The organism is Streptoalloteichus hindustanus (assembly GCF_900129375.1).
In the GTDB taxonomy this organism is placed as follows: Bacteria; Actinomycetota; Actinomycetes; order Mycobacteriales; family Pseudonocardiaceae; genus Streptoalloteichus; species Streptoalloteichus hindustanus.
On record NZ_FQVN01000023.1, the window covers coordinates 36360 to 49664 of the forward strand.

Sequence of the window (13305 nt, forward strand, 5' to 3'; positions counted from 1 at the left end):
CTGACCACCAGCCCCGCACTGCCATCGAGCGCAGGCTCACAGTCCACAGTGGACACCCAGGGTCGGAAGCGGTCGCGTCGGGAGTCGCGGGGTGAGCGGCTCGCCCCGCACGCTGCACCCCGTCGCGTGGTGGGGATGGGCGGCCGGTGTCGCGGTCGCGGCGAGCCGCACCACCAACCTCGTGCTGCTGCTCCTGCTCGCGATCGCCGCCGGCTACGTCGTCGCGGCGCGGCGGACGGAGGCCCCCTGGGCGTCCGCCTACCGCGTCTTCCTGCGGATCGCCCTCGTGATCGTGGCGATCCGGGTGGCGCTCCAGGCGTTGGTGGTCGGCTCGGGCGGGGCCACCGTGCTGGTCGTCCTGCCGCAGCTCCCCCTGCCCGCGTGGCTGACCGGCGTCCGGGTCGGTGGACCGGTGACGGCGGAGGCGGTGCTCGCGGCGTTGGGCGACGGCGGTCGGCTGGCCGCGGTCATGGTCTGCTTCGGCGCGGCGAACGCCCTGGCCAGCCCGTCCCGCCTGCTGCGCACCCTGCCGAGGGCGCTGCACGAGCTGGGGGTCGCGGTGGTCGTGGCGTTGTCGGCGGCGCCCCAGCTCGTGACCGCGGTCGGCCGGGTCCGCCGAGCCCGCCGGCTGCGCGCCCTGCCACACCGCGGGGTCCGGGGCGCGCTGACGATCATCGGCCCGGTGTTGGAGGAGGCGTTGGACCGGGCGATGACCACGGCCGCCGCCCTCGACGCCCGGGGGTACGGCCGGCGGGCCATCGTGCCCGTCGGACGCCGCAGGGCCACGGCCACCGCGCTGCTCGGCGGGCTGCTCAGCGTGGTGCTCGGGCTGTACGGACTGCTCGACGGCTCGACGACCCTCCACATCGGACCGCTCGGCGCGGTCACGACCGGCACGCTCGGCCCCGTACTGGTGTTGGCGGGCGCGGTCGGGTGCGTCGTCGGCCTGCGGATGGGTGGGCGGGCAGTGGTCCGCACGCGCTACCGACCCGACCGGTTCCTGCTCCCCGAGTGGCTCGCGCTGGCGTCCGGGACCGCCTGCGCGGGGCTCTTCGTCGCCACGGCCGCGCTCGGCGGCGTCGACTCGGGCCTCGCGCCCGACCCGTGGTCGCTGCAACCACCCGGGCTCCCGCCCCTGGCCGCGCTGGGCGTGCTCTGCGCCCTGCTCCCGGCGCACCTGACTCCACCCCCACCACCCGCCGGAACCCCGGAGGACACATGAATCCCGTCGTCCACTGGGAGTCCGTGTCGTTCCACTACCCGGGAGCGACCCGCCCGACACTGTCCACTGTGGACATGGCGGTGCCCGAGGGCGAGCTGTGCCTGGTGATCGGCAGCACGGGCAGCGGGAAGTCCACGTTGTTGCGCACGGTCAACGGCTCCGTCCCGCACGCGACCGGCGGAACGCTGCGCGGCCGGGTCCGCACGGCCGGGCGGGACACGGCGGCGCACCGGCCCCGGGACCTGGCCGACGTCGTCGGCGTGGTGCCCCAGCAACCGGCCGACGCCTTCGTCGCGGACACGGTCGAGGAGGAGATCGCCTACGGGATGGAGTGCCTCGGCGTCGCCCCCGAGGTGATGCGCCGCCGCGTCGAGGAGACGCTCGACCTGCTCGGCATGGCCGAGCTCCGCGCCCGCCCGCTGACCGCGCTCTCCGCCGGCCAGCAGCAACGCGTCGCGCTGGCCGCCGCGTTCGCCGCCCAGCCCGCGCTCCTCGTCCTCGACGAGCCGACCAGCGCGCTCGACCCGCCGGCCGCCGAGGAGGTCCTCGGGGCCGTGCAACGCCTCGTGCACGACCTCGGCACCACGGTCCTCCTCGCCGAGCACCGCCTCGAACGGGTCGCGCAGTACGCCGACAGCGCGCTGCTCGTCCCGGGAGCCGGTCGGCCCCCGACCCTCGGCGCGACGGCAGACGTCCTGGCGGAGGCGCCCGTGGCGCCCCCGGTGGTCGAGCTGTCCCGGCTCCTGGACTGGAACCCGGTCGCGCTCAGCGTCCGGGACGCGCGCCGCCGCGCGGCCCGGCTGCCCGTGCCGGTCTCCGCACCGCCCCTCGCGACAGCGCGAGAACGAGGCGACGTGGTCGCGAGCGCACGCGGGCTCACCGCTCGGCACGGTCCCGTTCCAGCGCTGCGCGGAGTGGATCTCGACCTGCACGCCGGGGAGGTCGTGGCCCTGATGGGCCGCAACGGCGCCGGCAAGTCCACGTTGCTCTCCTGCCTGGCGGGCCTGCACCGGCCCCGGTCCGGCCGCGTCACCGTGAACGGCGGCGACCCGGCCCGCCAGCGCCGCCGCGACGTCGCGCGGTCGGTCGGCCTCGTCCCCGCCGAACCGGCCGACCTGCTCCTGGCCGACCGGGTGGACCGGGAGTGCGCGGCGGCGGACCGCGAGGCCGGCGTCCCGGCCGGCCGCACCGCCGCCCTCCTCGCCGAACTCGTCCCCGACGTGCCCGGCGCCGCGCATCCCCGGGACCTGTCCTGCGGGCAACGCCTCGCCATGGCCCTCGCCGTGCTCCTGGCCCGCGCGCCCCGCCTCCTGCTGCTCGACGAGCCGACGCGCGGCCTGGACTACCCCGCCAAGCACCGCGCCGCCGGTGTGCTGCGGCGACTGGCGGCGGCGGACCGCTGCGTCCTGCTCGTGACGCACGACGTCGAGCTCGCCGCCCAGGTGGCCGACCGGGTCGTGGTCCTCGCGGAGGGCGAGGTGATCACCGACGCCCCCGCCGCGGCCGCGCTGTCCGCGTCACCCGCGTTCGCGCCCCAGGTGGCGAAGGTGTTCGCGCCCGCCCCGCTGCTGACCGTTGACGACGTGCGGCGCTCGCTCCTGGGCGGCGGCGCGTGACCGGGGACTTCATCGTCCACAGTGGACGTACACCGAGCCTGCCCAGGATCGGCCCGCGGGCCGCGGTCGCCCTCGTGCTGGCCTCGGTCGTCGGGGTGGTCGGTTTCGGCTGGCCGTTCGTGGCCCGCTCCGACTCCCCGGTCGCGCACGAGCGGGACGCCCCGTGGCTGTTCGCGGTGCTCACCGTGCTCGTCCTCGCCGTGGTGCTCGCCGCCCTGCTCGACGGCGCGGCCGACGCCAAGACGGTGGCCCTGCTCGGCGTGCTGTCGGCCGTGGGGGCGGCGTTGCGCCCCTTCGGCGCGGGGGCGGCCGGGATCGAGCCGATGTTCGTCGTGTTCGTCCTCGGCGGCCGGGTGCTCGGGCCGGCGGCCGGGTTCGCACTCGGCAGCACCGCGATGTTCGCCTCGGCGCTGCTGACCGCCGGCGTCGGCCCGTGGTTGCCGTTCCAGATGCTCACCGCGTCCTGGATCGGGCTGGGCGCGGGACTCCTGCCCCGCCGACCCGCCGGCGGCCGGCTGGAGGTGCTCGCGCTCGCGGGCTACGCGGTCGTCGCCGGCCTCGGCTACGGCCTCGTGATGAACCTCTGGTTCTGGCCGCTCACCGTGGACCACGCCTCGCCGCTGGGCTTCGCCGCCGGCGAGGGCGCGCTGGCCAACCTGCGCCGCTACGCCGCGTTCTACCTGGCGACCTCGCTGGGCTGGGACGTGCCGCGCGCCCTGCTCAACGCGGGCCTGGTGGCACTGGCCGGCTCCCGGGTGCTCACCGCGCTGCGCAGGGCGGTCCACCGGGCCGCTTTCGACACGCCGGTGACGATCGTCCGGCCGCCTACGAGCTGAAGTCGGCTGAGCCGTAGATCCCCAGCGCCGTGATCCCCCGGGACTTCGCGCAGTCCGCGGGGTCGGCGCCGTCGACCGCCTCGATCCGCACCTCCACCGCGCGGCCCTCCATCGCGCCGCGCGCCACCTTCCCCCGGAAGGTCGGCGGCAGGTCGTCGACCTTGTCGGCGGTCAGGTCGACCACGCTGTTGTTCCGCCCGTCCCAGGTGATCTCGATGGCGCCCTTGGCGTCCCCACCGCCGCAGCTCAGCTTCCCGGTCGTGGCGCCGCGGAACTCCGCGCCCGCGTGCGGCGTGCTGCCCTGGCACTCGAAGAGCGAGCCGGTGACGGTCATCTCCACGTGCTGCGGGTCGCCGGTGACGCCGGGCGAGAACCGGACGTCGCCCCGCATCAGGCAGCCCATCTCGACCGCGCGGGCCTCCGCGACCGGCGCACTCCACAACGCGGCCAGGCCCGCCATGACCAGGGCGGGCGCTACCGGTGTCCTCCGTCCAGCCATGACCCGAGTGTCCGGCGATGTTCCGGGCGGAGCCGGGCGAGTCCGTAGATTCACTCCCTATGGGTGCCGACCTCTTCCCGCTGCGCTACGACGTCGTCGACGTCTTCACCGACCGGCCGTTCGCCGGGAACCCGTTGGCCGTGGTGCACGGCGCGGACGGGCTTCCCGACGAGGCGCTGCGGGCCGTCGCGCGGGAGTTCAACCTGTCGGAGACCGTCTTCCCGATGCGGCCGACCAGTCCCGACGCGCACTACCGGCTGCGGATCTTCACTCCCCGGGTGGAGATGCCGTTCGCGGGGCACCCCAGCGTGGGCGCGGCGTGGGTCCTGGCCAGGGACGGCATAATCCCGCAGGGCCCGGTCCGCCAGGAGTGCGGCATCGGCCTCGTGGACGTGACCGTCGACGAGCGGGGCGCGGAGGTGGCCGGCGGCAACCCCGTCGTCGGTCCCGCGCTGTCCGCCCGGGCGCTGGCCGCCGCGGCGGGCCTCGGGGAGTCCGATGTGGACGCGGGGGTGCCGGCCGGGGTGGCCGGCGCTGGGGTCGACTTCTCGTTCCTGCTGGTGCGCCCGGACGCCGTCGCCAGGGCGGTGCCGGACCAGGCCGCGTTGCGGGCGGCGGTGACCGGCCGGGGTTTGGTGGTCGTCGGGCGGCGGGGCGCGGACGACTTCGTGGTGCGGATGTTCCGGGCGACGGCCGAGGGCGGCGAGGACGCGGCGACCGGCAGCGCCGCGCTGGCGCTCGGGGCCTGGCTCGTCGACCGCGGTCTCCTCCCGGCCGAGGGCGGGGCGCGGTACGCGGTCCACCAGGGGGCCGAGGTGGGCCGTCCGTCCACTTTGGTCGGTCGGGTGCGGGCGTCGGCCGGACGGGCGGAGCGGGTGTGGGTGCGGGGCGGGGTGGTCCCGGTGGCCGCCGGCGCGCTCCGGGTTCCGCCTGCCCGGTAACGGGACGTGTCCGCCCCTCGTGCGAGGAGGGGCGGACACGGGTCGGCGCGACGCCGACGACGGGACCCTCAGAGCGGACGGACCATCCGCGCCTGCCGGCCGACCGGGCCGTGCGACACCTCGAACTCGACCAGCTGGCCGATCGTCAGGATCCGCCTGCCCTCCACCTGGATCTGGGAACAGTGGACATACACGTCGCCCGAGCCGTCCGTGAGTGCGATGTATCCCCAGCCCTTGTCGGGGTTGTACTCCTTGACCGTTGCCGTCGCCACGCTCGTCGTCCATTCTTCTCGACACGGCGGCCGTCCCGCCGCCGCAACTACGGCACGTAATGCTTGCTTGCAGCCAGTAGCCCCTCAAGAGCGACGCAACAAAGCACCCCCGATCGGGGTGCACGATCATCCGGTCTACCCCACCCCCGGGTGACACGGTCACCGACGCGTCACGTTTTCCCCGTGCCGGAACCGGATTTCCGCCGCCCCGCGCGTGGGACGCCGAGGGGCCAGGAGTACACATGGCGCGCAACCGCCGTCGACGACGATCGAGGTGACGAGTGCTCGGCCAGCTCCCGTCGCGGTTCCCCCCGGCTCGGCCCTGGCCCCTGCTGGCGCCCGCGATCACGGCGACGGTCCTCGCCTGGAGCCTGGCGGAGCTGCCGGCCGCGCTCCCCTTCGTCGACGCCAGGGTCTACGCCGGCGGCGTGCGGGCCTGGCTCGCGGGCGAGGCGCTGTACCGGGTGCCGATCCCCGCCCTGCCGGGCACGGACTTCACCCTGCCGTTCACCTACCCGCCCTTCGCCCTGCTGCCCTTCGTCGCCCTCTTCTCCTCGTCGGTGCTGCTCGGCGTGGTGCTGCTGACGGCGGCCGGCCTGCTGGCGCTCTGGGGCACGCTCCTGCTCGTGGCGCGGCGGACGACGCCCGACGAGCCCACGGCCAGGGGCCTGGCCGCCGCCCTCGTCGGCGCGTCCCTGCTCTTCGAGCCGGTGAGCGAGACCCTGCTGTTCGGCCAGGTGAACCTGCTGCTCCTGGGCGTGGTGGCCGCCGACTGCCTCGCCAGGTCCCCGCGCTGGCCCCGGGGCGCGCTGGTCGGCGTGGCGGCGGCGGTCAAGCTGACCCCGGCGGTGTTCGTGGTGTTCTTCCTCGCCCACCGGCAGTGGCGGGCCGCCGCCACGGCCGGGCTGGCCTTCCTCGGGTGCACCCTGGTCGGGTGGGTGATGGCGCCGGCCAGCTCGCTCGACTACTGGACACGGGCGGTGCTCGACCCGTCCCGGGTCGGCACCGTCGCGTACGTGGGCAACCAGTCGATCAGGGGAGTCCTCGAACGGCTCGGCCTGTCGGCCGCGACGGCGACACCCGTCTGGCTCCTGCTCTCGCTCGCGGTCGGCCTGGTCGCGCTGCGCGTGGTGCGACGCGCCCGCGCCGCGGGTGACGACGTGACGGCCTTCCTGACCCTGTGCGCCACCACCGTGCTCGTCTCGCCGATCTCCTGGTCGCACCACTGGGTCTGGACGGCGCCGTTGGCGCTCGTCCTGCTCCGGCACGCCCTCCGGACGCGCGACATCGCGTCGTGGTGGACGGCCGCGGGCGTCCTGGTGATCGTCACGACCAGCCCGCACTGGGAGACGCTGGCCGCCCAGGACCGGGGCTCGCTGTCCTGGTGGCAACAGCCCCTCGCCGCCAGCTACGTGCTCATGGCCCTCGCGCTGTTGGCCCTCGCCGCCCGATCACGCGGTGCGCTCGTGCCCGACACCTCCGTCGGCCCGGCGACGCCGGGACCACACCGAGCGAGCACCGCGACCGTGCCGGCGTGACAGCGGAACACCCCGGCGCTCGTGGCCGACATCACAGGGGATGTGGCGCCGGTTTCCAACACCTCGCCGCGCCCCTCGCCCACTCCGGGGAGAGCCGGCGCCGACCTCTCCAGTCGTCGAGGTCGTTCCGCCGGGCGATCAATGCGGGGTTCCTGTTCGAAGATCACCCGATTGGCCGAGCGGTGATCCCACCGTGATTCGGCGCGGAGGACAGAAAGGCGAAAGGACCCCCGCGGTGATCGCGGGGGTCCTTCCGGTTGCCTGAGTGGATCAGGCAGGGCGTCAGATCACGCGGACGCCCTGGGCCTGCGGGCCCTTGGCGCCCTGGCCGATCTCGAACTCCACCCGCTGACCCTCCTCAAGGGTGCGGAACCCACGGGCGTCAATCTCCGAGTAGTGCACGAAGACGTCCTTCTGCCCGCCGTCCGGCGTGATGAAGCCGAAGCCCTTCTCCGAGTTGAACCACTTGACAGTGCCCTGAGTAGCCATTGGCGTCTCCTCTACAGGTGCCGGGGTCGGAATCCGCGGTTGCGTATCCCGGGTCCGGTGTCAGACCGCAACTTCTCCGGCAGAACCTGGAGGAAAGCAACGAACCGCACAACCTCGCCCCGCTCACGCGGAACGTTTCGACCGTCGCCAGTCAACCACGAAACGGCGCGGCTCGCACGTCCAGCGTGATCCAGACCACGACTCTCGCCCGATCGGTTCACCCGAGGCGCAGGATCGGTCCAGGAGGACCCCCGCGCCGACCGCCCCGGCCGCCCGCACGACGCCCGTCACATCCCCAGGTGGGCCGTTCTTCTTTGGTTAGACTTACCTAAGTTCGCCAGGGCGGACGGAACAACTGGGAGGACACCATGCCGAACTCCGAGGCCCGGGTCGCCACCGAGCGCGCGTCCCGTTACCTGGTCCAGCTCTGCAAGCACCTCGGCCACAAGGTCACCGCCGAGTGGACCGAGGAGCGCGGCCACGTCGACTTCGGCTTCGGCACGTGCGCGATGGAGGCCGGGGACGACGCGCTGGTGATGCGCAGCGCCGGCGAGGACGACGCGGCGCTGGAGCGGGTCGAGCACGTGGTCGGCGTCCACCTGGAGCGCTTCGCGGCCAGGGACGAGCTCAAGGTCACCTGGAACCGCGCCAACTGACCGCCAACTGACACCGCTCCACCCTGGCGAAACGCCCCCGGTCGGGGGCGTTTCGCCTTTCCGGAGCGGTCTTCGGCGCGCTCGGACCCGTCACACCCTGCTGGGTCGGGGCGCGGGCAGCAGCCCGGTCTCCACGCAGTGGTCGAGGTACCGGTGCAGCAGCGCGCGGTCGGCCGCCGGGCACTCGATCCCCGTGCCCGCCAGTCCCCGCCGCAGGTTCTCGGACCTCACGGCGCCGAGCCGGAAAGCGGGCGCGTCCTCGGCCTGGAGGTCGAAGAACACCAGGGTGGCCGTGCTCTCGGCGTCCGATCCCCCGGTGTCCGCGGCGACCCTCGCGCACCACTCCGGGACGTCCAGGTGGTCCACCGGATAGCCGTAGTCGCGCACCCACCCCGCGAGGTCGGTCAGCCGCACGGCCGGCACCGGCGCGACGTTGACCACCCGTCCCGCCTCGCCGGGTCGCGGCGGCGTCGACGAGAGCCGGACCACGGCGCGGGCGACGTAGTCGACCGGCGTCCAGGTCTCGGCCACGGCGAGCGCCGGCAGCGCGCCGGCCCGGATGCCGGGCAGCAGCAGCCGCCAGACCAGGTCCTGCTCGTTGACCACGCCGGTGTCCGGCGCGCCCACGACCCGGCCGAGCCGGTAGACGGTCACCGGCAGGCCGCGCTCGCCGGCCTGCTCCACCAGCCGCTCGGCGACCCACTTGCTCTGCTGGTAGCCGTCCCGGAGCCCGGCGTGGGCGGGCACGAACGCCTCCGGCACCTCGGGGCTCACCGCGTCCGGCGGTCCGACCGCCAGCGTCGAGACGTGGTGGACCGGCACCGGCCGCTCCGCCGCGGCGAGCCGGAGCACCTCGCGGGTGCCGACGACGTTCGCGGCCCGCAGGCTCCGGTACTCGCGGACCACGCTCACCACGGCCGCGTTGTGGTAGATCACGTCGCAGGTGCGCGCGAGCTCGGCGAACCGGTCGGGGTCGAGTCCGAGCCGGGGCCGGGCCAGGTCGGCGGGCAGCGCGACGACCCGGTCGGCGACCGCGGCGACCGGCAGGCGCTGCCGGGTCAGCGCGTCCCGCACCCGGCGGGTCGCGCCCGCCGCGTCCTCGGCACGGACGAGGCAGACGACCTGCGCGTCGGTGCTGGTCAGGAGCTCGTTGAGCAGGTGGGCGCCGACGAATCCGGTGGCCCCGGTGAGCAGCACCCGACGCGGGCGCTCCGCGAGGACGGGCACGAGACCGCTCGGCACGACGTCCTCGCCGAGCACGGCGTCGGCCGCGGCGAGCGGCGGCAGGCCCTCGTCGGCCCGCCCCGCCCCGTGCTCCTGGTCCAGCGCCTCGGCCAGGGCGGCGGCCGTGGGGTGCCGGAACAGCGTCGCCACCGGCACGGTGCGCCCCAGCTCGACCCCGAGCCGGTTGGCCACCTGGATCGCCTGCAGCGACTGGCCGCCCAGCTCGAAGAAATCGTCCTGTGTGGACAGACCGGGCACGCCGAGGACCTCGTGCCACACCCGGAGCACGGCCCGCTCGGCGTCAGTGGTGGCCGTCGACTCGGCAGGGCCCTCCTCGGGCCGGAAACCCCTGGCGCGCAACGCCTTTCGGTCGATCTTGCCCGAGCTGGTCCTCGGCAGGCGGTCGGTCACGACCACGGAGGCCGGGACCACGGCCGCCGGCAGCGACGCGCGCAGGTGCGCGCGCAGCTCGGCGGTGGTCGGCACACCAGTGCCGTTGGCGCTGTTGGTGTCAGCGGTGCCGATGTCAGCCGGCACGACGTGCGCGGACAGCCGCTTCACGCCGCCGTCCAGCACGTGGCCGACGACGGCCGCCTCCCGCACCCCGGGGTGCGCCAGCAGCACCGTCTCGATCTCGGTCGGGTCGACCCGATGCCCGCTGATCTTGAACTCGTCGTCCACCCGGCCCACGAACACCAGCGCGCCGTCCGCCCGGCACCGGGCCAGGTCGCCGGTCCGGTACGCGCGGGGACGCCCCGGCATCGCCGACAGCACGACGAACCGGGCCTCGTTCAGCTCGGGCCGGCCCAGATAGCCGTTGGCGAGACCGCCGCCGAGCAGGCACAGCTCCCCCGTCTCCCCCATGGGCACGGGCCGCCGGTTCCGGCCGACCACGACGGCGGTGACACCCGGCAGCGGCCGGCCGATCGGCACCTCGTCGACGACGTGGCCGGCCGCTCCGTCGCCGCTGAGCGTCGCGACGGTCGCCACGACCGTGGCCTCGGTCGGCCCGTAGGTGTTGAGCAGCCGGACGTCGGGGCTGACGCTCGCGCGCCACCGCGCCACCCGCTCGGGCAACGCGGCCTCCCCGCCGATGACGACCGCCCGCACCGAGGCGGGGAGCGCGGCGGCCCCGGTCGACACGCCGTAGGCGACCTCGTGCCAGAAGGCGGTCGGCAGGTCGAGCACGGTGATGCCGAGTTCCGCGCAGGCATTGAGGAAGCCGGGCACCGAGTCCAGCATCTCCTCGGTGCGCACGACGAGCGTGGCGCCGGCGCACAGGGTCAGGAAGATCTCCTCGACGCTGGCGTCGAAGTGCAGGGGCGCGAACTGGAGCACGCGGTCGTCGCCCCGGAACTCGTACCGGTGGGTCGCACCGGCCACGAAGTTCGCGAGCGCGCCCCGGCCGACGGCCACGCCGTTGGGCTGCCCGGTGGAACCGGAGGTGTAGATGACGTAGGCCGGGTGTTCCGGCCGTGGCGTCGGCGGTTCCGCCTGGATCTCCGCCCCGGTTCCCGCCCGCTCGTCGAGCAGGACGGTCCGGCCGGGGAAGTCCTGCGGGACCGCGTCGACGTGTTCGGCGGTGGTGACCAGCAGGCGCGGCCCGGCGTCCGCCAGCACCGCCGACGTGCGGTTGCGCGGGCCGTGCGGATCGAGCGGCAGGTAGCCGGCGCCGGCGAACAGGACACCGAGGAACGCGACGACCGCGTCGACTCCTCTCGGGAGCACGACCGCGACCGGCAGGTCGGGTCCCGCGCCCAGCTCCCCGAGGCGCGCGGCCAGATCCCGCGCCCGTGCCACGAGATCGCCGTAGGTGATCCGCACGTCCCCGTGCTCCACGGCCACCGCGTCCGGCTGGCGGGCCGCCTGCTCGCCGACCAGGTCGGTCACGTCGCGCGCCGGTGTCGGCAGCGGGCCACCGTCGAGTACGGAAGGTGTTGCCCCGGACGAGGCAACAGGAAGCGAAACGTCCATTTCGGACAGTGGAGCGTCGGGTGTCGCGATTGCACTGTCCAACAGGGACAGGAAGGACCGCTGGTGCGCGGCGAGGTCCTCCGCGGTGTAGAGCGCGGGGTTGGCGTCGAAGTCGAGTCGGGGACTCATGCCGTCCGACCGGTGGTAGACCGCGATCGACAGGTCCTCGACCGGACCGGCGGAGACGTTGTGCACCGTTCCCCGGTGTCCGGCGAACCGCAGGTCGTAGTCGAACGGCATGATGTTGACCACCGGGCCGAACAGCCGCCGGTCGCCGCCGATCAGCCTGAGCTCCCGCTTGAGGTCCTCGTAGCGGTAACGCTGGTGCGGCCGGACGCGCCGCAGCTCGGCGGTCACCACGGCGACGAGGTCGAGCAGGCTGGCGTCAGGGGCGACCGGCACCCGAAGCGGCACGATGTTCATCGCCATGCAGGGCACCCGCAGCGAGGCGGACCCCATCCGGCCCATCACCGGCAGGCCGAGGACGACCTCCCCCGCCCCCGTCGCCCTGGCCAGGTAGCCCGCGACGGCCGCCAGCAGAACCTCGGGCCAGGACGTCTTCCCCTGGCGGGCCACCGCGCCGACAGCGTCCATTGTGGACGCGTCGATCGCGGTGGTCTCGCGCAGGGACTCCCAGGACATCGGGGCGACGCGCTCGGCGAGCCCGACGACCTCCGGCCGGTCGGCGAGCCGCTCCAACCAGAACTCGCGGTCCCGGCGGAACCGGTCGGAGGACCGGTACTCGACGTCCTCCGCCACCACGGCTTCCAGCGAGCCGAAGGATGCGGCGGGCGCCTCCGCGCCGGCGGCCGTGGCGGTGTAGAGCTCCGCCACCCTGCGCGCCAGCAGTGAGTGCCCGAACCCGTCCAGCGCGATGTGGTGGACCCGCTGGTACCAGCGGAACCGGTCCGACCCCGTGCGCAGCAACGCCTGCGTGAACAGCGGGCCCCGGGCGAGGTCCACGACGCGGGCGAGGTCCGCCCGCATCCACGCGTCGGCCGCCGCGTCCGGGTCGGGCTCGCCGCTCACGTCGACGTGCGGGAAGTCCCAGTCCGCGACCGGGTCCGGCGTCTGCCACACCCCCTCGGCGTCCGCGTCGAACCGGACGTGCAGGGTCTCGGCCTCCGCGACCGCCGCGCGGACGGCCGCCTCGAACACGGCGGGATCCACCGGGCCGGAGATCTCGACGTACTCGGCCGCGTTGTAGACGGGGCTGTCCTCGTCGATCCGCTGGCCGGACCAGATCCCGGCCTGGGCGGCCGTCACCGGCCGACGCGCGCCACTGGGGAGGGGCATGGGTCTTTCCGTTCCGCCGGGGCCGCTCAGCGCGGCAGTCGGGTGGACAGCAGCTCCCACCAGGCGGCCAGGGACGGCCGCTCGGCCAGCTCGACGAAGGTGACCTCGACGCCGGCGGCCCGCCACCGCTCGACGAGGCTCATGATGCGCACCGAGTCCAGGCCGGTGTCGACGAGCTCGTCGTCCACGGCGATGTCCGCCGGCTCCAGGTAGAGGACCTCGGCGAGGTCCGCGCGCACGCTGTCGAGGGTCATGGTCTGGTCGGGCATGGTGTTCTCCTGGTTCCCTTCGGGGATGGCGTGGTCCGCTGGGGGTGCCGCCGCCCCGTCACCGGTTCCCGCGCGACGACGCGGAAACCGCGTTCGTCCACAATGGAGGGTGACGGGGCGGCGGTGGATACGTCTCAGCCGCTGGTGGTCACCGGGGTCGCGGCGAGCTGCTGGGTGACGCGCTCGGTGACCAGCGTGACGGCGCAGCGTTGGGCGGCGTACTCCACCGCCATCCGGTGCCGCTCCACCGAGAAGTCCCCGATCGCGTCCGCCACCACGAACGACTGACAGTCGTTCATGAACGCGTCCGCCGCCGTCATCAACACCCCGATGTGACCGTAGATCCCGGTCACCACCAACTGGTCACGCCCCCACTGACGCATCCGCTCCCGCAGATCGGTCCGCACGAACGCCGAGTACCGCCACTTCGTCAACACCACATCGCCCGCACCCGGCGCCAACTCGTCGACGAT

General features: G+C 74.4%; 12 protein-coding genes. 6 read left to right on the forward strand and 6 right to left on the reverse strand.

What is annotated here, in order from left to right; genetic code table 11:
• The first annotated feature begins 91 nt into the window (after window positions 1–91).
• The 3 genes from BUE43_RS32280 to BUE43_RS32290 are packed head-to-tail and all read left to right on the forward strand — an operon-like array spanning window position 92 to window position 3674.
• Window positions 92–1222, forward strand: a complete 1131-nt coding sequence (locus BUE43_RS32280) for a hypothetical protein (RefSeq protein WP_073490151.1) — start codon at window positions 92–94, stop codon at window positions 1220–1222.
• The gene (locus tag BUE43_RS32285; protein ID WP_073490152.1) at window positions 1219–2838 is read left to right on the forward strand and encodes an ABC transporter ATP-binding protein; all 1620 of its coding nucleotides are present in this window, start codon (window positions 1219–1221) and stop codon (window positions 2836–2838) included. Before BUE43_RS32280 ends, BUE43_RS32285 begins: the two co-directional genes overlap by 4 nt.
• Window positions 2835–3674 (forward strand): ECF transporter S component, encoded by an 840-nt coding sequence (locus tag BUE43_RS32290; protein ID WP_234996043.1) that lies wholly within the window; start codon window positions 2835–2837, stop codon window positions 3672–3674. The genes BUE43_RS32285 and BUE43_RS32290 overlap by 4 nt, the downstream gene beginning before the upstream one ends.
• Here BUE43_RS32290 and BUE43_RS32295 read toward each other — a convergent pair.
• Window positions 3664–4173 (reverse strand): hypothetical protein, encoded by a 510-nt coding sequence (locus BUE43_RS32295; protein WP_143174538.1) that lies wholly within the window; start codon window positions 4171–4173, stop codon window positions 3664–3666. The two genes, BUE43_RS32290 and BUE43_RS32295, sit on opposite strands and share 11 nt — an antisense overlap.
• A 59-nt stretch (window positions 4174–4232) precedes the next feature.
• On the opposite strand from BUE43_RS32295, the gene BUE43_RS32300 reads away from it, so the two are divergent.
• Window positions 4233–5114 (forward strand): PhzF family phenazine biosynthesis protein, encoded by an 882-nt coding sequence (locus tag BUE43_RS32300; RefSeq protein ID WP_073490154.1) that lies wholly within the window; start codon window positions 4233–4235, stop codon window positions 5112–5114.
• A gap of 68 nt (window positions 5115–5182) precedes the next feature.
• Here the strand turns inward: BUE43_RS32300 and BUE43_RS32305 are convergent, their stop codons facing one another.
• Complete coding sequence (locus BUE43_RS32305; RefSeq protein WP_073490155.1) at window positions 5183–5386, reverse strand: cold-shock protein; 204 nt, start codon at window positions 5384–5386, stop codon at window positions 5183–5185.
• A 281-nt stretch (window positions 5387–5667) separates the two neighbouring features.
• Here BUE43_RS32305 and BUE43_RS32310 point away from each other — a divergent pair, with 281 nt between their 5' ends.
• The gene (locus BUE43_RS32310; protein WP_073490156.1) at window positions 5668–6924 is read left to right on the forward strand and encodes a glycosyltransferase 87 family protein; all 1257 of its coding nucleotides are present in this window, start codon (window positions 5668–5670) and stop codon (window positions 6922–6924) included.
• A gap of 282 nt (window positions 6925–7206) precedes the next feature.
• Here the strand turns inward: BUE43_RS32310 and BUE43_RS32315 are convergent, their stop codons facing one another.
• Window positions 7207–7413, reverse strand: coding sequence for a cold-shock protein (locus BUE43_RS32315; protein WP_073490157.1), 207 nt, complete (start codon window positions 7411–7413; stop codon window positions 7207–7209).
• Window positions 7414–7781: 368 nt separating this feature from the next.
• Between BUE43_RS32315 and BUE43_RS32320 the strand changes: the two genes are divergently transcribed.
• A complete protein-coding gene (locus BUE43_RS32320) occupies window positions 7782–8069 on the forward strand; it encodes a DUF2218 domain-containing protein (protein ID WP_073490158.1) in 288 nt (95 codons plus the stop codon).
• A gap of 90 nt (window positions 8070–8159) precedes the next feature.
• On the opposite strand, the gene BUE43_RS32325 is transcribed toward BUE43_RS32320, so the two are convergent.
• The 3 genes from BUE43_RS32325 to BUE43_RS32335 all read right to left on the reverse strand — a co-directional run.
• Window positions 8160–12563 (reverse strand): non-ribosomal peptide synthetase, encoded by a 4404-nt coding sequence (locus BUE43_RS32325; protein WP_073490159.1) that lies wholly within the window; start codon window positions 12561–12563, stop codon window positions 8160–8162.
• A 26-nt stretch (window positions 12564–12589) separates the two neighbouring features.
• Entirely contained in the window at window positions 12590–12832 is a 243-nt protein-coding gene (locus tag BUE43_RS32330) for a phosphopantetheine-binding protein (RefSeq protein ID WP_073490160.1), read from the reverse strand.
• Between the two features lie 134 nt (window positions 12833–12966).
• The coding region (locus BUE43_RS32335) for an isochorismatase family protein (protein ID WP_143174539.1) at window positions 12967–13305 on the reverse strand (339 nt) is incomplete at its 5' end.

Coding starts and splice junctions, on each gene's coding strand:
- BUE43_RS32320 (WP_073490158.1), top strand. CDS start 7,782: ATGCCGAACTCCGAGGCCCGGGTCGCCACCGAGCGCGCGTCCCGTTAC.
- BUE43_RS32300 (WP_073490154.1), top strand. CDS start 4,233: ATGGGTGCCGACCTCTTCCCGCTGCGCTACGACGTCGTCGACGTCTTC.
- BUE43_RS32295 (WP_143174538.1), bottom strand. CDS start 4,173: ATGGCTGGACGGAGGACACCGGTAGCGCCCGCCCTGGTCATGGCGGGC.
- BUE43_RS32325 (WP_073490159.1), bottom strand. CDS start 12,563: ATGCCCCTCCCCAGTGGCGCGCGTCGGCCGGTGACGGCCGCCCAGGCC.
- BUE43_RS32330 (WP_073490160.1), bottom strand. CDS start 12,832: ATGCCCGACCAGACCATGACCCTCGACAGCGTGCGCGCGGACCTCGCC.
- BUE43_RS32285 (WP_073490152.1), top strand. CDS start 1,219: ATGAATCCCGTCGTCCACTGGGAGTCCGTGTCGTTCCACTACCCGGGA.
- BUE43_RS32315 (WP_073490157.1), bottom strand. CDS start 7,413: ATGGCTACTCAGGGCACTGTCAAGTGGTTCAACTCGGAGAAGGGCTTC.